Genomic DNA, 18,127 nt, shown 5'->3' on the forward strand with positions numbered 1-18,127 from the left:
GACCTTGGCACGGATGACTTTCTGTTCCTGAGTCATGGCGGACTCCTTGTGGATTCCGCCGCACACTGGCACTCCGGGCTACGCCCTTCGCACCAACGTGCGGCGGCATGGATAACCAACCACTGTCAGATTTAGTCTAGGCTATTACATTTCAATCATCCCGCGATGTCCGCATCCCTGTTGCCCCGGGCCGCAGCCACTGGAGAAGTAAGCGGAACACAGGTCCTCCGCCTCCATTTCGTTGGACTCAACCGCCAGCCCGGGCGAAATCGTGATGCCGGGCATATCGCGACAGAAACAAAAAGACCCCACATTTCCGAAAATGTGGGGTCTGCCCGCAACCGGAGCGCCGCTTCGCGGCGGCGCTCCGTTCACCCTGAAACTCAAGCCACCCGCTGCGCCGTCTCCGGATGCCGGAACTGCTCAAGCAGCGCCGTCCAGCGCGTACGCACCTTCGCCAGGTTGTCGTCCTTGACGTGCCCGAAGCCGCGAATGTCGTCGGGCAGGCAGGCCAGCGTGATCGCGGTCGCGTGATTGGCTGCGCTCAAACCACGCGTCAGCTCCTCCAGCAACGCACGATACTCGCCAATCAGCGCGCGTTCGGTGCGGCGCTCGGCGGTCTTGCCGAACACATCGAACATGCCGCCGCGCAGGCCTTTGAGCTTGGCCAGCACGCCGAAGAGCTTCATGGTGGAGGGACCGAAGCGGCGCTTCACAAGATGCCCCTTCTCGTCGCGCTTGGCCATCAGCGGTGGTGCCAGCCAGAAACTGAGCTGGTAGTCGCGCCCGGGCTCGCCTTCGAACTGATTGCGCAGCTTGTCGAGGAAGACGGGGTCGGTATAGAGCCGCGCGACTTCGTACTCGTCCTTGTAGGCCATCAGCTTGGACAAGTTGCGTGCCGCCGCTTCGGTCAGCGGCAGCGGCTTGCCACTGCCAACCAGCGCGCTTTCCGCCGTGCGCACACGGTTCACCGCGTCGCGGAAGGCCTGCGCGTAAGCGGCATCCTGATAGGCAGTCAGATGCTCGGCGCGGTGCGCGATCAGCTTTTCCAGCAGGGCGCCGGAGGAGGTGGGCAGCTTGACCACTTCCGCGCCTTCGGCGGTGTTGCGCAGCTTGCCGGTGAGCGACAGCACGTGCTCCGGGTCGTGCGCCATGTGGCGGCCCCAGTCGAAGGCAGCCTTGTTCTTTTCCACCGCTGTGTCGTTGAGCTCGATGGCGCGCACCAGCGCGTCCAGCGATAGCGGCAGCCAGCCCTTTTGCCAGGCGTAGCCCAGCACCAGCGGGTTGGTGAAGATGGCGTCGCCGATCAGCGCCACGGCCAGGCCGCTGGCGTTGATGAAGTCGCAAGCTTCGCCCACGGCGTTGCGCACATCCTGTTCCGCCGACAGGCCGGGGAACTGCCACTTGGGATTCTTGATGAACTCGGCGGTGGGCGTCTGTGCCGTGTTGACGATGGCGCGCGTGCGTCCTACCTGGGTCTTGGAGATGACATCGTCGGTGGCGCTGACGATGGCATCGCAGCCAATCACCAGGTCCGCTTCGCCCATGGCGATGCGGGTGGCGTGGAGCTGGTCCGGGTGCGCGGCAATCTGCACGTGCGAGAGCACCGCGCCGCCCTTTTGCGCCAGGCCGGCCATGTCGAGCACGGTTACGCCCTTGTTTTCCAGGTGCGCGGCCATGCCGAGCAGGCCGCCGATGGTGACCACGCCGGTGCCGCCCACGCCCGTGACCAGTACGCCGTAGGGATGCTCAAGGCCGGGCAGCGCCGGTTGCGGCAAGGCCGGCAGGTTGTCCATCGACACGCCGTGGCGCTCGGGCTTCTTCACCTGTGCGCCTTCTGCCGTGACGAAGCTCGGGCAGAAGCCGTTGACGCACGAGAAGTCCTTGTTGCAGGACGACTGGTTGATCTGCCGCTTGGTGCCAAGCTCCGTTTCCAGTGGCTCCACCGACAGGCAGTTCGACTTCACCGAGCAGTCGCCGCAGCCTTCGCAGACCGCGTCGTTGATGAAGGCGCGCTTGGCCGGATCGGGGTAGGTGCCGCGCTTGCGGCGCCGGCGCTTTTCGGTGGCGCAGGTCTGGTCGTAGATCAGGATGGTGGCGCCGGGCACCTCGCGCAGCTCGCGCTGGATCTTGTCGAGCTCGTCGCGGTGGTGCACTTCCACGCCTTGCGGCAGCTTGATGGCGGCGCTGTATTTTTCAGGCTCGTCGGTGACGACGACGATCTTCTTCGCGCCCTCGGCCGCCACCTGGAAGGCCACATCCTGCACCGACAGCTTGCCGTCGATCGGCTGGCCGCCGGTCATGGCGACYGCGTCGTTGTAGAGGATCTTGTAGGTGATGTTGACGCCTGCCGCGATCGATGCGCGAATCGCCAGCAGGCCGGAGTGGAAATAGGTGCCGTCGCCCAGGTTGGCGAACACATGTTTGTCGCCGGCGAAGGGTGCTTGCCCGATCCATGCCACGCCTTCGCCGCCCATCTGGCTGAAGGTGCTGGTGCTGCGGTCCATCCACACCGTCATGTAGTGGCAGCCGATGCCGGCCAGCGCGCGCGAGCCTTCGGGCACGTTGGTGGAGGTGTTGTGCGGGCAGCCCGAACAGAACCAGGGCTTGCGCTCGGCCGCCACGCGCGGCACGGCCATGGCTTTTTCCTTGGCCTCGATCACCGCGATGCGCGCGGCAATGCGCGCGCGCACGTCGGAGGGCAGCTCGAACTTGTCGAGCCGCGTGGCGATGGCGCGGGCGATGATGGCGGGCGACAGTTCATAGTGCGCCGGCAGCAGCCAGTTGCTCTGCGGGATCGACCATTCGCCGCCTGCGTTGTCTTTTTCGTCGAACTTGCCGTAGACCTTGGGGCGCACGTCGTCGCGCCAGTTGTAGAGCTCTTCCTTGAGCGCGTACTCCATGATCTGGCGCTTTTCCTCGACCACCAGGATTTCCTGCAGGCCTTCGGCAAAGGCGCGCGCGCCGTGCGCTTCCAGCGGCCACACGCAGCCCACCTTGTACAGGCGGATGCCGATGCGTGCGCAGGTCTCATCGTCCAGGCCCAGGTTGGCCAGCGCCTGGCGCGTGTCGAGATAAGCCTTGCCGCCGGTCATGATGCCGAAGCGCGCATGCGGCGAATCGATCTCGATGCGGTCGATCTTGTTGGCGCGCACATAGGCCAGGCCGGCGTACCACTTGTAGTCGAGCAGGCGCGCTTCCTGTTCCAGCGGCGGATCGGGCCAGCGGATATTCAGGCCGCCCGGCGGCAGGATGAAATCCTGCGGCAGCACGATCTCCACGCGATGCGGATCCAGCTCCACCGATGCCGATGACTCCACCACATCGGTCACGCATTTCATCGACACCCACAGGCCGGAGTAGCGGCTCATGGCCCAGGCATGCAGGCCGTAGTCGAGATACTCCTGCACGTTCGAGGGATAGAGCACCGGCAGGCCGCAGGCCTTGAAGATGTGCTCGGACTGGTGCGCCAGCGTGGATGATTTGGCGGCGTGGTCGTCGCCCGCCAGCACCAGCACGCCGCCGTGCTTGGAGGAGCCGGCCGCGTTGGCGTGCTTGAAGACGTCGCTCGTGCGGTCCACGCCCGGGCCCTTGCCGTACCACATGCCGAACACGCCCTCGAACTTGGCGTCCGGATACATATTCACCTGCTGCGAGCCCCATACCGAGGTGGCAGCCAGGTCTTCATTCAATCCCGCCTGGAACACGATGTCGTGCGCGGCCAGATGCTGCTTGGCCTTCCATAGCGACTGGTCCAGCGCGCCTAGCGGCGAGCCGCGGTAACCAGAGATAAAGCCGGCCGTGTTCAGGCCGGCGGCGCGGTCGCGCTCGCGCTGCAGCATCGGCAGGCGTACCAGCGCCTGCGTGCCGCTGATATAAACGCGGCCACGCTCCAGCGTGTATTTGTCTTCCAGGGAAACGTTTGCGAGCGCGCGGCGGATGGCGTCGCTGACCGGAGGGGTCAGGGGGGCATTCATAGGTGCTCCTCTATGGGGCATGCAGTCGGGATCGCCGACTCACTTCAGTTGTGGGCGACCGTTTTCCGCCTCTTGTGAAGGCGGAAAACGGCCGTGTCTCGTTGCAGCATGGTAGCACCGCCCCCAAGGGGGCGGCACCTTGCGACGCAGCAAAAAGCGCGCCCGCCACAGGCGTGCTTTCCCGAATGGACACGCTTCGCGTGTACACTGCGTTGCAAACAGGTTTACGCAACAAACGGGCAGATGCGGACCGTGCGCCATATCTTCAGGGATTGTGCCCCGGTGCAACCCGCCCCATCCGAGGCCGACCGGCCTCCAGGACCCAACATGACTATTTCCTCCCGCCAGGGCACTGCGACCCTGGCTGTGCTGATCGACGCCGACAATGCGGCGCCCGCCATCGTCGAAGGCCTGCTGGCCGAAGTCGCCAAGTACGGCGTAGCCGCCGTCAAGCGGATCTACGGCGACTGGACCAAGCCCAACCTGGCCGGCTGGAAGGAGCGCCTTCTGTCGCACTCCATCCAGCCGATCCAGCAGTTCCGCTACACGGTCGGCAAGAACGCCACCGACAGCGCGATGATCATCGACGCGATGGACCTGCTGTACACGGGCCGCTTCGACGGCTTCTGCATCGTCTCCAGCGACAGCGATTTCACCCGCCTGGCCTCGCGCATCCGCGAGCAGGGCTTGACCGTGTACGGCTTTGGCGAACGCAAGACGCCCAAGCCCTTCGTCACGGCCTGCGACAAGTTCATCTTTGCCGACGTGCTGCGCAGCGACGCCGACACCGACACCGATACGGAAGCCGACGGCGCCGCCGCGCCCGCGCGCAAGCGCAACAGCGGCGAACTGCGCCAGGATTCGCGCCTGGTGCGCCTGCTGCAAAGCGCCTCGCAAGCGGTCTCCGACGAAGACGGCTGGGCCACGCTCGGCGGCATGGGTAACCACATCGCCAAGCAGGCACCCGAGTTCGACTCGCGCAACTACGGCTACGGCAAGCTCTCCGAGCTGGTAGCTGCCACGGGCCTGTTCGAAGTCGAGACCCGCAACGGCAACAACAACAAGACGTTGTGGGTGCGCCTGAAGCGCCGTTCCAAGTCCGGCGAAGCCGAGCCCCGCCAGGGCGACGAGCGCCAGGCTGAGAATCGCCAGCCAGAGAACCGCCAGCCCGAGAACCGCCAGGGCGAGAACCGCCAGGGCGAGAACCGCCAGGGCGAGAACCGCCAGGGCGAGAACCGCCAGGGCGAGAACCGTCAGGGCGAGAACCGCCAGGGTGAGAACGCCCAGGCAGAAAGCCCTCAGGCTGAGAACCGCGAGAACCGTGACAACCGCGAGCGGCGCGAGAATCGCCGCAACAAACGGCGTGGTGGCGATCGCCAGCCTTTCCCGCAGCAACAAGGCGCACGGCCGGAGCGTGCGCAGCAGGCCGCACTGCCTGTGCAGCCCGCGCCGGTGCCCGAATTTGCAGCTCCCGCCCCCGCCGCTCCTGTTAGCGAAACCGCCCCGTCGTTCGTGGTCGATCCGATGGACGTGCTGGAGCGCGTGGAGCAGGCTCACAACGGCGCCGAGTCCGAGGACGAGCAGGACGACGCCGATGCTGGCGAAAACGGCGAATCGAACGGTGGCCGCCGCCGCAAACCGCCCAAGCCCGAGGTCACGCTGAGCGAGATCCCGTGGCCGATCGACAGCTCGATCTTTGTGGCACCGTCGTCCACCGTGGTGGCGGCGGTCGTCGAAGCCGCTGAAGTCATCGAGATTGTCGAGGTGGCGCCGGTCGTGGAAGCGGTCGAGGTTGCCGAGGTCGTCGAAGTCGCTCCGGTTGTGGAAATCGCCGAGGTGGTCGAGGTTGCCGAGCCGGTCGAGCCCGTGGTTGAGGTCAAGGCGAAGGCCAAGGCCCCGGCCCGCGCGAAGAAGACGGCTGCACCCGCCAAGAAGGCTGCCGCACCGGCCAAAAAGGCAGACGCACCCGCCAAGAAAGCGGAAGCACCAGCCAAAAAGACCGCTGTAGCCGCCAAGAAGGCTGCTGCGCCGGCCAAGAAGGCTGCCGCTCCCGCCAAAAAGGCTGCGCCTGCAGCCAAGAAGGCAGCCGCTGCCGCGCCGGCCAAGCGCGTACCGAAGAAAACGGCGAAGGCTGCTGAATAAGCCACACTCGTCAGAACGCAAAACGGCGCCGCAAGGCGCCGTTTTGCATTTCGGCAGCTTGCGCCGCCAGCCGCATGATTACCGTACCAACTGGTTGATCTCGATGATTGGCATCAGCACCGCCAGCACGATCAGCAGCACCACCACGCCCATGCTGAGGATCAGCAGCGGTTCGAGCAGGCTGGTGAGGAACAGCGTGCGGCGCTCCAGCTCCGCGCCTTCGCCCTGCGCCGCGCGCTCCAGCATGATCGGCAGGTTGCCGGTGGCTTCGCCGGAGCGGATCAAATGCACCAGCACGGAAGGAAACTGGTTCTGCGCCGCCAGCGCGCGTGCCAGCGATGCGCCTTCGCGCACCCGCGTGGTGGCGTCATCCACATTGGCCTTGAGCGCCTCGTTGGTCAGCGTTTCCCCGGCTGCCTGCAGGCTGCGCAGGATGGGCACGCCAGCGGATACCAGGATGGCGAGCGTGCTGGCGAAGCGTGCGGTGTTATAGCCGCGGATCAGCTTGCCGACCAGCGGCGCGGTCAGCAGCCAGCGGTGCCACTCCAGGCGCACACCGGGCTGGCGCAGCAGGCTGCGTATGCCCAGGCTCACCGCCACGATGAACGCCAGCGCGGCCCACCACCAGTTGCGCACGAAATCCGACAGCGCCAGCATGATGATGGTCAGCGTCGGCAGCTTCTGCTTGGTGTTGGCGAAGACGCTTACCACCTGCGGCACCACATAGGACAGCAGGAAGATCACGATGGCGAACGCCACCACGGTGACGATGGCGGGGTAGGTAAAGGCCAGCCGGATCTTGGCTGTGAGCGAGTTGCGCGTCTCGATATAGTCCGCCAGCTTTTCCAGCACCAGGCCGAGGTGGCCCGAGTGCTCGCCGGCGGAAACCAGCGCGCGGTAGATATCCGGAAAATCGCGCGGATGGTGCAACAGCGCCACCGAGAGCGAGCTGCCGCCGACCACGTCCGCGCGGATGCCGGCCAGCAGCTCGTGCACATAGCTGCGCTCGGCCTGGTCGGCCAGCGCCGCCAGTGCTTCGTCCAGCGGCAGGCCAGCCACGATCAGGCTGGCGAGCTGGCGCGTGAACAGCGCTTGCTCTTGCGTGGAGAGCCGGCGCACGAAGGCAGCGGTGCTGCTTTTCTGCACGCCGCCGACGCCTGCCAGTGGATCCACATTGAGCGGTGTCAGGCCGCGCGCGCGCAACTGGCCGCGGGCCTGCTTGGGGCTGTCGGCTTCGATGACGCCGCGATCGGTCTTGCCGGCGGCGTCGACGGCCTCGTAACGATAGGCTGGCATGTCTCTGGGCTCGCCCTTAGTCGCGCGTGACGCGCAAGACTTCTTCCAGCGCGGTCGCGCCCGAGTCGATCCAGCGCTGCGCATCGCGGCGCATGGTGTGCATGCCGCGCGCCAGGGCCACCTTCTTGATCTCGGATTCGGCCGACTGGCGGTGGATCATGGTGCGGATCTCGTCATCCACGCTGAGCAGCTCGTACACGCCCATGCGCCCCTGGTAGCCCGAGTGGCCGCATTTGTCGCAGCCCACCGCATGCCACACGCGTTGCAGCGGTTTGTCTTGCGCCAGCAGCACGTCGGCTTCGTCGGGTGTGACTTCGATCACTTCCTCGCGCTTGCAGTGCTGGCACAGCCGGCGTACCAGCCGCTGCGCCAGCACGCCGAGCAGCGATGACGAYAGCAGGAAGGGCTCGATGCCCATGTCGACCAGCCGCGTCACCGCCGARGCCGARTCRTTGGTGTGCAGCGTGGCCAGCACCAGGTGGCCCGTCAGCGAGGCTTGCACCGCGATCTGCGCGGTTTCCAGGTCGCGGATTTCGCCGATCATCACCACGTCCGGATCCTGGCGCAGGATGGCCCGCAGCGCCTTGCCGAAGGTCATGTCGATGCGCGGGTTGACCTGGGTCTGGCCAATGCCGTCGAGGTCGTACTCGATCGGGTCTTCCACCGTCATGATGTTGGTGGTGCGCGCATCGAGCCGCGACAGCGCGGCGTACAGCGTGGTGGTCTTGCCCGAGCCGGTCGGCCCGGTCACCAGCACGATGCCGTGCGGCTGGCGGATCAGGTGATCGAAGCCGCCCAGCGTGCCCGGCGCCATGCCGAGCTTGGCGAGATCGAGGCGGCCGGCCTCCTTGTCGAGCAGACGCAGTACCGCGCGCTCGCCGTGGCCAGTGGGCAGCGTGGAGACGCGCACGTCCACGGGACGCCCGCCCACGCGCAGCGTGATGCGGCCGTCCTGCGGCAGGCGTTTTTCCGCGATGTCGAGCTGCGCCATGATCTTGATGCGCGAGATCAGCGCGCCGTGCAGCGCCTTCTTCGGGCGCACCACGTCGCGCAGCGTGCCGTCCACGCGAAAGCGCACCACCGAGGATGACTCGAACGGCTCGATGTGGATATCGGAGGCGCCTTCGCGCGCGGCCTGGGTGAGCAGCGCGTTGATCATGCGGATGATGGGGGCGTCGTCCTCGGACTCCAGCAGGTCTTCCACGGCGGGAATGTCCTGCATCAGCCGCGACAGGTCGACTTCGCCCTCCACCTCGCCAACCACCTGGGCGGCGCTGCCGCTGTCCTGGCGGTTGTAGGCCTCGGACATGGCGAGCTCCAGCGCATCGGGCTCCAGCACGCGCAGGCGCAGCGGCCCGTGCACGCGTGCCACTTCGGCCAGCGCTGCGGGCGAGGTGGCGCGGCTGACCCACACCTCCAGGCCGTCGGCGCGCTGGTGCGCGATCAGCAGGCGGGCCTCGCGCGCGAAGCCGTAGGTGACCAGGCGCGCGGCGATGGTCGACGGCGGCTCCAGCGGCTCGTCGGGCATGGTGGCGGGGGCGATGCTTGTGGCCATGGCGAGTCTCAGTTCACCGGGCGGACGGCGTCCACCGTGGCGTTGCCGAGATTGACACCTGGCGGCAGCGGCGTGCCGTTGGCCGCAGGCGCCTGGGCTTGCGGCTGCCTTTGCTGCTGCTGCTGCTGCTGCTGCTGCGATTGCGGCAGCGTCTGCTCCAGCGGCAGCGGACCCGGCACCGGCCCGCGCGAGCGCGGGTCGACGAACGGTGCCATGGGCGCGTCCGCCGGCGGCAGGATCGGCGTGTTGCCGTCGCGCACCATGATGTTGGGCGAGGCGAAGCCCTGCTGCAGGCCGCGCATATAGTCGTAGCGGTCCTGCGTCAGGCGGTCGGTGGCGCCGGCGGTGCGCATCACGTACGGGCGCAGGAACACCAGCAGGTTGGTCTTGCCGCGGTTCTTGTTTTCGTAGCGGAACAGCCCGCCGATCCACGGCAGGTCGCCCAGTCCCGGCACCTTCTGCACGCCGTCGCCGTAAGTGTCCTCGATCAGGCCGCCCAGCACGATGATCTGGCCGTCGTCCACCAGCACGTTGGTCTCGATCGAGCGCACATTGGTGGTCGGGCCCTGGGTGAGGGCGGCAGTGCCCTGCACCACGGACGACGATTCCTGGTAGATCTGCATCTTCACCAGGCCGCCATCGGTGATCTGCGGCTTGACCCGCAGCGTGATGCCGACGTCCTTGCGGTCGAAGGTCTGGAATGGCGTGACTGACGCTGAACTGCCGGTCTGCGCGTAGGAGCCGGTGGTAACCGGGATATTCTGCCCGATCAGGATCTTGGCTTCCTCGTTCTCCAGCGTGATCAGGTTGGGCGTGGACAGCAGGTTGACGCTGCCGTCGGCACCAAGCGCGTGCAGCAGCGCGCCCAGGCCCATCGCCCGGTTGACGATGCCGAGGTTCAGACCGGCCAGATCGGGCACCAGGCCCGAGACGCTCGGAATGGCGGCGGCGCCGTTCGCGTTGATCGCGGCGGCAGCGCCCGTCAGGTTGATGATGTTCTGGCCGCCCGTGCCGAAGTTGGTGCCGGCAAAGACGTTGGTGTTGCTGTTGCGCGAGTTGAGCAGGCCCTGCCACTGGATGCCCAGCTGGCCAGTCTGGGTGGAAGAGACTTCCACGATCATCGACTCGATATAGACCTGCGCGCGGCGGGCGTCCAGATCTTCGATCACCGCGCGCAGGTTGCGGTAGACGGGCTCGCTGGCCGTGATGATCAGCGAGTTGGTGGCCGGGTCGGCCTGGATGATGCCGCCGGTGGTCGGCAACGTGTTGGTGGCGAACGAGTTCGCGAAGGCCGAGCTGCCGCCACCGGATCCCGAGCCGCTGCGCGAGCTGCCGGTGCTGCCACCCGTGTATTGGCCGGTGTTGGGCGTCGAGGTGTTGAGCAGGCCGGTGCCGCCGGCGACGCCCGCCGCACCGGTTGCGCCCTGCGTGCCGGACTGGCTGGTGTTGAAGGAGCTGTCGGCCGCGACGATGGCGCGCAGCGTCTGCGCCAGCTTGGTGGCTTCCGCGTTCTTCAGGGGCACCACCCAGATATTGCCAGGGCGCGCATAGGGCTGGTCGAGCTTCTCGATCAACTGGCGCGCTTGCTGCAGCCGGGCCCGGCTGGAGGCACGGATCATCAGCGAATTGCTGCGCGGCTCCGCCACCACCGAGGTGCGCAGGCTGGCGTCGGCGCCTGCCACGGCCCCGCCAGCAGCGCCGGCGGAACCCGGGTCCAGCAGTTTTTGCAGCACCAGCGCGGTATCGCTGGCGATGGCATTCTTGAGCGGCACGAGTTCGACCTCGCCCGAGGCCGGCGCGTCGATGGCGGCGATGATGCGGCCAAGGCGCTGCAGGTTCTCGGCGTAGTCGGTAATGACCAGCGTGTTGTTGGCCGGGTAGGCGGTGATGGTGTTGTTCGGCGCAATCATCGGGCGCAGCACCGGCACCAGGTTGTTGGCCGACTCATAGTTGAGGCGGAACACCTGGGTCACCACCTGGTCGCCGCGGGACCTGCCGCTGCCGACCACGATGGGCGAGCCCTGCAGCTTGGCGTCGGCTTCCGGCACCACCTTGGTGAAGCCGTTGCTCTCGACCATCGCATAGCCTTGCATGCGCAGCACCGAGCCCAGCGTTTCCAGCGCCTGCGAGCGCGACACCGGCTGCTCGGTCACCAGGTTCACCGAGCCTTTCACGCGCGGGTCGATGACGAAGTTCTTGCCGGTCGCCTGCCCCACCGCCTTCACCACCGATTCCAGGTCGGCATTGACGAAGTTGAGCACGACCTGGTCGCGGTTGCGCGGGGTCAGGTCGGGCGGCTGGCCTGGCTGGGCCGCTGGCTGGCTCGGTTGCTGGGCCCACAGCGGCGCGGGTGCCAGCAGGGAGAGGCCGCATAGCAGCGCGGTGGCGCGGGCGCAGCGGGTCTTGAGCGAAGGTCGAAGGGCTTGGGTTTTCATATTCGGTTCCGGGCTGCGGGCATCGGCGCGAAGGTTTCGCGCCGATGCCGGGATCAGAAGCGCAGCCGTGTCACATTGTCCTCACGTCGTCCCAGCAGGCTCAACAGGCCCACCAATTGCGTAGCGGTGTCGGGGTCGGCATCGGCCGTGCCCTCGAAGCGCGCCTGGCGGCCCAGGGTGCCGCTGCCCTGCAGGTGCAGTGGCCCGGCGAGGGTAGTCAGTTGCAGCTTGCCGTCGGCGCCCGACCAGTCGATCTCGGCGCGGTAGCTGCCAAGCGGGCGCACCCGGCTGACGGCCGATGATACTTGGTCAAGGCGTACGGTCAGGTGGCCGGTCATGCCACCCGCGCCGCCTGCGCCGCCCGGCTCGCTGGCACGGGCAAAGAACCGGCCTTGCAGGCCGGACCAGTCAATGCGCATCAGCCCGTCGGGTCGCAGGGTATTGAACGGGGCGCCGACGCCTTCGAGCAGCGCTRCCGGCATGCGGATGGCGCCGGCCTGGGCGGTCCAGCCGAGCGGGGTCACCGCCACGGCGACCGGGCCGCTCATGGCCTCGGTATGGCTGACCACCATGCGCAGCGTGCCGGTCAGCAACGGCCAGAAGGCCACTGACCATTGCAGCCGCCCGGGCAGCACCGTGGCGGTCTCGCTGCCAGCGCCGGCCGACAGGGCCAGGGTGGCGCTGCCGTTCCACAGCGAGCCATCGGCATCGGCCAGCAGCACGCGGCGCTGGCTCTGGCTGGCGATGCCATCGGCGATCCATGCCGCGGGAAATGCCGCCAGCACGGTCAGCGCGACGGTGACGCAGCCAAGCGCCAGCCAGCCCGCGCGTTGCCAGCCACGGGGGCTGGCAACGCGGCGGCGGGCGAGCCTCAGGGCTTCCAGGCGCGCCATCAGCCGCGCCCGCCCGGATTTGCCGCGGGGCCTTGCAGGGTGGCGGTGACGTTCACCAAGGCGGTGGCGCCCACGTAGACGATGCGGGTATCGATCACCTTGAGGCGCTGTTGCTGGCGCACGTCCTGCAGCCAGCTCGCCACGGAGCCGAAGGGCACCTTGTCGAGCTGCACCTGCACGCTGTTGTCGCCGGTGCCATTGAGGCGGGTGGCCTTGAGGCCGTGCTGGGCAAGGCTCTCCTGCAAGGCCTGGTTGAGCGCCTCGCCGCGCAGCGACGGGGCCGGGCTGGCTGCCAGGCCCCGTGCTTCCTGCGCCAGCGTTTCCATCTCCGCCGAGTCGCTGCGCAGTTGCGGCAGGCTGCGCAGCAGCTTGTCACGGCCGTCGGCGGCGGGTTCCCAGAGGACGGTGTAGCCGATCACGAGCGCCAGCACGGCGCTGCCGCCGGCCAGGATGGCTTGCTCACGCGGGTTGCGCGCCGACCAGAAGGCGTCGAATTGTTCCTGCCAGCGCTGCGGCACGCGCGGGCGCAGGCGCGCCAGCCGGTCCGCGGCGCGCGCGCGGCCAGCCGGGCTGCGCTGAGTGGCGCGGGGGCCGGGCTTGGATGCGGTGTCTTTCATCGGGTTCACTTGGCGGTCCGCGCTCACAGGCTGGGCTTGATCGACCAGCGCGTGCCGGCCGGTGCGTTGGCGCGCGCGGCGTCGGGCGGGCTATTGTCGGCTTCCATGGCCAGCCCGGACTGGCGCGCCGCGCTGCGCAGCGCGTTGGTGTCGGTGCCAGGCTTGAGCGTGGCGAACAAGGTGTGCCCGCGGTATTCGAGCGCCAGCAGCGCGTCCGGCGCAAGCTGGCGCGCGGCCTGGCCGAAGCGGTCGGCCAGCGGCAGGAAATCGTCGGGCGTGCTGCGCCCGCTTGCCAGGCGCAGCTGGTCGACCTGGCGGCGCATCTGCAGCGGCGGATCGATGACCACGGGGATCTGCGGAAAGGCGCTGCGCAACGTTTGTTCCTGGCCGGCCGCGAGGCGCTGCGCCTCCTGGCGCAGCAGCAGCCAATGCACGTTCATGCCGATCAACTGGACCAGCAGCAGGCCGGCAGCCAGCGCCAGCGGCAGGCGCCAGGCCTTGAGGTTCCAGCGGTCGGCACGGCCCTGGGCGAATTCGAACTGGGCCAGGTCGAGCGCGGGCTCGCGCAGGCTGGCCTGCGCCCCTTCGATCCATACCCGCCAGTCCAGCGCTTGCGCGCCCGGCGGCGCCACCTGCGCCAAGGCGTCCTTTGATGCGTACCAGTCACCGGCGGGGGCGAGTCCCTGCCAGGCGGCGAGCGCCTCGGAGCCTAGCAGCAGGCCATAGCCGGCGTACTCACTGCTGCGCACGGTCAGTTGCCAGTAGCGCGAAAGCTCGGCTGGCGCGGGCACGCCCTCCGTTTCAAACAAGGGCGATGCGCTGGTCAGCGAGGCGGCTTCGAGCGCCAGCGTGGCCGGGGCCGCGCTGGCTGCGGAGGGGTGGCCGACAGAATCCGCGCCGGGCTCGGCGGGCTGCGCCACGGGCTGCTGGGGCAGGCACAACTGCGCCGGCAACACGTGGCGGCGGCGGTGGCGATGCTCGGCAAATGCGTCCAGCACGGCGCGCAGCCAGGCGCGGTCCGTCACCATCAGCAAGCGCCGGCGCGAGCCGCTGGCCGCCTTGCTCTTGCCTTGCAGGGCGTCGAGGGTCGGGCCCACGGCGATATGGCAAGGCTGGGCGTCGGTAGCCAGCACCTCCTCGACCAGGTTCGGCAGCGCCAGCTTGAGCCGCGCCGGCGCGAGCGGCGGCACCGTGGCTCCGGTAAGCAGCACATCGCTGGCCGCCATGATCAGGACCAGGCGTTCGGCGGCAGGCAGTTCGGCGATGGCGGCGTGGCCTTCGCGCAACAGCTGCCCTGCCGCCTGGGGGCCTTGCCGGTGGCTACGGTCAGCGACGGCCGTGCGGACCAGGGCAAACGGCAAGGCACCGAAGTGCCAGGGTTGCGGCTGGTCGTGCGGCCGATGCGGCAGGCGGACGTACAGGGTGGTGCTCAAGATTTCCTTGCTACAGCGCCGATCGTGGCGTCAATGAACGATAGCGGGGGGCATGCGGCCCATGCAGCGGACGGCGCTGCTTGCATGGCGGATGCCGGCTGCGATACTGCCGGCGGCACAGGACAGGCGGGCGCCAGGAGCCGTGGACTACCGCTTCCGCCGGGCCGGAGCATACCTTGCCTGTGTGACGAATTGGCGTCAATACGTATCTGTCTGATACCGCTGGCCAAACGCCCGGGAAGGGCGCCGGCAGGCGTTTCGCGGGGCGCCTGGCGGCCCGGGCCTGCCCCTTGTGGCCACCTACAGTAACCCTTTTCGCCCCGCGCGATCCGACAGCATGATCCCAAAATCCGCCAGCCACGACGGCCACACGGACGAGGGGTTGCACGCATCAGCGCTGCTCCGGCATCCGGTCGATATCGCGTACCCAGACCACCCGGGTGGTGTTGGCATTGCCCAGCACTTCGCCGCGGTAGACCAGCGAGACCTGCATGCGGCTGGCGCGCTCGTGGCGGATCAGCCCGTAGATCAGGAAATAGTGGGTGCGTACGTCGAGCGTGCTGGTGGCGGTGTTGGGGTCGGCCTGCGGCGCCAGTGTGCGCAATTGCGTCTGCAGGTCGCCAACGTTGTTGAAATAGGCGCGGTCGCGCTGGCGCACCACTTCGCGGGCGCGGTCGAGTGGCAGCTTGTCGATCACGGCGGCCAGCACTTCGGCCTCGGCGGTATTGGCATTGACGAGCGTGCGCTCGGGCAGCACGTCGACGAAGGGCGCCAGCGCGGCCACGATCTCCGGCGTGTAGCCCGGAATGGCGAGCAGGTCGTTGACGTCGTCGGGCGCGCGCAGTCCGCGCTGGCTGCCGCCGCTGCCGCCGGCGGCGCTTACCAGGTAGCGGGCGGTCGGTTCGGCCAGCGAGGCGTTCAGGCCCAGCGTCTGCAGCAGGCGGCGATAGATCGCCAGGCTGGGGGCGTCGATGGTGGCGATCCGGCCTTGGGACTCGCTGGCGGTCCACAGCACGAGGTTGGAGAGGTTGAAGCGGGCCTGGGCGTCGAGGATGCGGCCCGACAGGAAGGAGGTTTCGCCTTCCTGGTCGGTGCGCAGGCCGGCGCCGAGGAAGTCCGACAGGCGGGTCTCGGCGATCGGCACTGCCCAGGGCTCGCCGAGCTGGTCCACGCTGGTGCGGCGCTGGTCGTCACGCAGGATCAGGCGGGCCCAGTCGACGGCCGCGCGCTCGATCCAGCTGGCCTGGGCCAGCAGGCGCTGGTTCTCGATGGAGCGGATCTGCACCTGCTGGCGCCAGAGCATGCCGGATACCACCACGACCGCCAGCGTGACCACCAGCAGGGCCGTGACCACGGCGGCGCCGCGCTGGCGGCGGCCGGCCGGCACAAGGGGAGTGATGCGCTTGCTCATAGGCCGGTCATGCAGATTTTCTGGAAGCGCCGCGGCGTGTCGCCGTCGCCCATGCGGGCCGTGAGGTTGAGCTCGATCGCACGCACCGCCGTGGTGGCTACGCCCAGGCTGGCGCTCACGCCGGAGGCGGCCACCGCGCTGGCGCTGGCGTTGCCGCTGAGCAGCGCGGCGGCGATGCGGCCGTTCTCGGCCTGCCAGCCACCGGGTTCGACCCAGACGCGCGCCGACAGGCTGTCGGCATCGCCGACCAGCGGCCGCGCCAGGTTGCCGCCGCCGCCCGCCTGGCGCAGCGTGATCATTGCGGCCTGCACCGCGCTGCGGTTGTCCGCCGGCGGGCTGGCAGCGCGCACCACGGTGTTGCCGTTGAGGCGATAGGCGACGACCTGCCACTGGCTGGGGCGACCCTCGTCGCGGCGGTCGCGCACCATCAACAACAGGCCGTTGCCGAGCTCTACCGGGCTGCCCTGCAGCAGGGTCGGGCTGGTCAGGTGCTCGCAGTCGGACTGGAACTGGCCATATAGCAGCTTGAGCGTATTGAGGCGATTGTCGTGGTCGGTCAGGCGCTCGCGGCCGCGCGTCATCGCGTCCAGGCCGCGCCAGGCGATCACGGCGATCACGGCCAGCAAGGTGATCGCCACCAGCATTTCCAGCAGCGTGAAGCCGCGCATGGCCACAGCCGGGCGCGGCCGCCCAAGGCACTTAAGGCGCCTAAAGCGCTTAACGCGTTTAGAGCAGGTTGCGCGTTTCATTGGGAACGATGGTGACCAGCCAGGCCAGGCGCACGGATTTATCGGCGCCGGACGGGTAGACCGCGATCTCGACGCGGCGGAAAGAGGGGTTGGGCGTGCCCGAGATGGTTTCTTCGCAGTACAGCTCCACACCGCCTTGCGGGCAGGCGTAGCCGCGCGTGCCGGGCTCGGGCCAGGTCTTGGACAGGCGCAGGGTGGCGAGGTGGTTCTCGGCGCTCCACTCGGCCAGCATGCGGGTCTGCAAGGCGGAGCCGGCCTCGATCATCGATCCCATCGCGCGCATGGCGGCGGTCAGCGCCACGGCCAGGATGGTCAGGGCGACCAGCACTTCGATCAGGGTGAAGCCGCGCACCGGCGCACGCCGGGAGGTACGCGAGCAGGGGGGGGATTTTGGGTGGCGCGTCATGGCGTGCTGGCGAAGTAGCGGCCGGCGCCGTCGCTGGCCACGTCGACGCGGATGCCGCCGCGCACCAGCACGACATGCTGGGGACCTTCGATCAGCTCGCGCCCGAACACCAGGCGCGCGCCGCCGTTGCCGCGCCCGCCTTCGGTGACGGCCACGCCGTCGAGCTGCAGGCGCCATTTGGTCGGCGCGAACACGTCCCCGGCGAGCGGGGCCCAGCCGGCCGGCGTGGCTTGCAGGAAACGCCAGCCGACCGTATCGGCCTCCCAGGCGATCGGCCGGGCGCGCAGCTGGGCTTCTTCCTGGGCGAGCTCGAACAGCCGCGCAATGCGCTGTCCGTCGTCGAGCACGCGGCCGCGCTCATTGGGCGCGGCATTGACGGCTACCAGCGAGATCACGATGCCGGCGATCACCATCACCACCAGCAGTTCCAGCAAGGTGAAGCCGCGGCCGCGATGGCCGTGAAGTCGCCCTGCCTGTGGCCAGGTGCTCATGGCTGTGCGCCTGGCCCGGATCATGGCAGTGGTTCCTTATTCCCAGTTGCCGATATCGGCGTCGTTGCCACTGCCGCCAGCCTGGCCGTCGGCACCGAAGCTGAACACGTCGATCTCGCCGCGCACGCCCGGGTTCAGGTACTGGTACGGATGGCCCCAGGGATCCTTGGGCAGCTTTTCCAGGTAGCCGCCACCCTTCCAGTTGTTGGGCACGGGCTCGGTGGTGGGCTTGGCCACCAGTGCCGCAAGGCCTTGCTCGGTGGTGGGATAGCGGCTGTTGTCCAGGCGGTACAGCTTAAGCGCCTGCATGATCGAGGAAATGTCCTGGCGCGCGGCGACGATGCGGGCTTCGTCGGGGCGGCTCATGATCTTCGGGACCACCAGCGCGGCCAGCACGCCGAGGATCACGATCACGACCATGATTTCGATCAGGGTAAAGCCGCGGGCACGGCGGCGGCCGAGGCGGGGTGAAGAGTCGGGAAGGGTGGCAACGTTCCTGCGCATCATGGTTAGCCTTATGGAATATCTGGCGGAGCGCCTGCTTACATCCGCGTTGCATCCGCGTGGCGGCGATCCAGTGGTCAAACAGTATAACCGCCACTTCATGACGACTTTGCGAGCGAGTGCTTGCATGTTCACCCGCGGCAAAACGGCGCGGGATGCGCGAAACGCACTGCCTTGCCTTGGCGTGCCGATGCGTTGCGGGCCTGACGGAGGCAGAC

The 18,127-nt window shown here is 68.1% G+C and carries 12 protein-coding genes and 1 pseudogene; 1 reads left to right on the forward strand and 12 read right to left on the reverse strand.

Features of this window, described 5'->3' with window-relative positions:
* Nucleotides 1-383: 383 nt before the first annotated feature.
* Nucleotides 384-3,977 carry an indolepyruvate ferredoxin oxidoreductase family protein gene (locus AC1DQR_RS35875; RefSeq protein ID WP_477134755.1) on the reverse strand — a complete coding sequence of 1,198 codons (3,594 nt, stop codon included), beginning with the start codon at nucleotides 3,975-3,977 and terminating at the stop codon, nucleotides 384-386.
* A gap of 327 nt (nucleotides 3,978-4,304) precedes the next feature.
* Between AC1DQR_RS35875 and AC1DQR_RS35880 the strand changes: the two are divergent.
* Nucleotides 4,305-5,076: pseudogene (locus AC1DQR_RS35880) on the forward strand (NYN domain-containing protein); the annotation flags it as partial.
* 1,121 nt (nucleotides 5,077-6,197) lie between these two features.
* On the opposite strand, the gene gspF reads toward AC1DQR_RS35880, so the two are convergent.
* The 11 genes from gspF to gspG form a co-directional block, all read right to left on the reverse strand.
* Nucleotides 6,198-7,415: a type II secretion system inner membrane protein GspF gene (gene gspF, locus AC1DQR_RS35885; RefSeq protein WP_043350441.1), complete on the reverse strand. Its 1,218-nt coding sequence runs from the start codon at nucleotides 7,413-7,415 to the stop codon at nucleotides 6,198-6,200.
* Between the two features lie 16 nt (nucleotides 7,416-7,431).
* Complete coding sequence (gene gspE / locus AC1DQR_RS35890; protein ID WP_416049879.1) at nucleotides 7,432-8,970, reverse strand: type II secretion system ATPase GspE; 1,539 nt, start codon at nucleotides 8,968-8,970, stop codon at nucleotides 7,432-7,434.
* Between the two features lie 8 nt (nucleotides 8,971-8,978).
* Entirely contained in the window at nucleotides 8,979-11,405 is a 2,427-nt protein-coding gene (gene gspD / locus AC1DQR_RS35895; protein ID WP_477134756.1) for a type II secretion system secretin GspD, read from the reverse strand.
* A gap of 53 nt (nucleotides 11,406-11,458) precedes the next feature.
* Nucleotides 11,459-12,298, reverse strand: a complete 840-nt coding sequence (gene gspN, locus AC1DQR_RS35900) for a type II secretion system protein N (RefSeq protein WP_477134757.1) — start codon at nucleotides 12,296-12,298, stop codon at nucleotides 11,459-11,461.
* Nucleotides 12,298-12,915: a type II secretion system protein M gene (locus AC1DQR_RS35905; protein ID WP_174428493.1), complete on the reverse strand. Its 618-nt coding sequence runs from the start codon at nucleotides 12,913-12,915 to the stop codon at nucleotides 12,298-12,300. Before AC1DQR_RS35905 ends, gspN begins: the two co-directional genes overlap by 1 nt.
* 23 nt (nucleotides 12,916-12,938) lie before the next feature.
* Nucleotides 12,939-14,348: a type II secretion system protein GspL gene (gene gspL, locus AC1DQR_RS35910; protein WP_416049877.1), complete on the reverse strand. Its 1,410-nt coding sequence runs from the start codon at nucleotides 14,346-14,348 to the stop codon at nucleotides 12,939-12,941.
* Between the two features lie 391 nt (nucleotides 14,349-14,739).
* Nucleotides 14,740-15,759: a type II secretion system minor pseudopilin GspK gene (gspK, locus tag AC1DQR_RS35915; RefSeq protein WP_477134758.1), complete on the reverse strand. Its 1,020-nt coding sequence runs from the start codon at nucleotides 15,757-15,759 to the stop codon at nucleotides 14,740-14,742.
* On the reverse strand, nucleotides 15,756-16,427 hold the full coding sequence (locus AC1DQR_RS35920; protein WP_416049875.1) for a PulJ/GspJ family protein: 672 nt from the start codon (nucleotides 16,425-16,427) through the stop codon (nucleotides 15,756-15,758). Before AC1DQR_RS35920 ends, gspK begins: the two co-directional genes overlap by 4 nt.
* Nucleotides 16,428-16,485: 58 nt before the next feature.
* Nucleotides 16,486-16,914, reverse strand: a complete 429-nt coding sequence (gene gspI, locus AC1DQR_RS35925) for a type II secretion system minor pseudopilin GspI (RefSeq protein WP_416049874.1) — start codon at nucleotides 16,912-16,914, stop codon at nucleotides 16,486-16,488.
* Entirely contained in the window at nucleotides 16,911-17,405 is a 495-nt protein-coding gene (locus AC1DQR_RS35930) for a GspH/FimT family pseudopilin (RefSeq protein ID WP_416049873.1), read from the reverse strand. The genes gspI and AC1DQR_RS35930 overlap by 4 nt, the downstream gene beginning before the upstream one ends.
* 36 nt (nucleotides 17,406-17,441) lie before the next feature.
* The gene (gspG, locus tag AC1DQR_RS35935; RefSeq protein WP_043352406.1) at nucleotides 17,442-17,909 is read right to left on the reverse strand and encodes a type II secretion system major pseudopilin GspG; all 468 of its coding nucleotides are present in this window, start codon (nucleotides 17,907-17,909) and stop codon (nucleotides 17,442-17,444) included.
* Between the last annotated feature and the right edge of the window lie 218 nt (nucleotides 17,910-18,127).

It is taken from the genome of Cupriavidus sp. 05L411 (assembly GCF_056398045.1).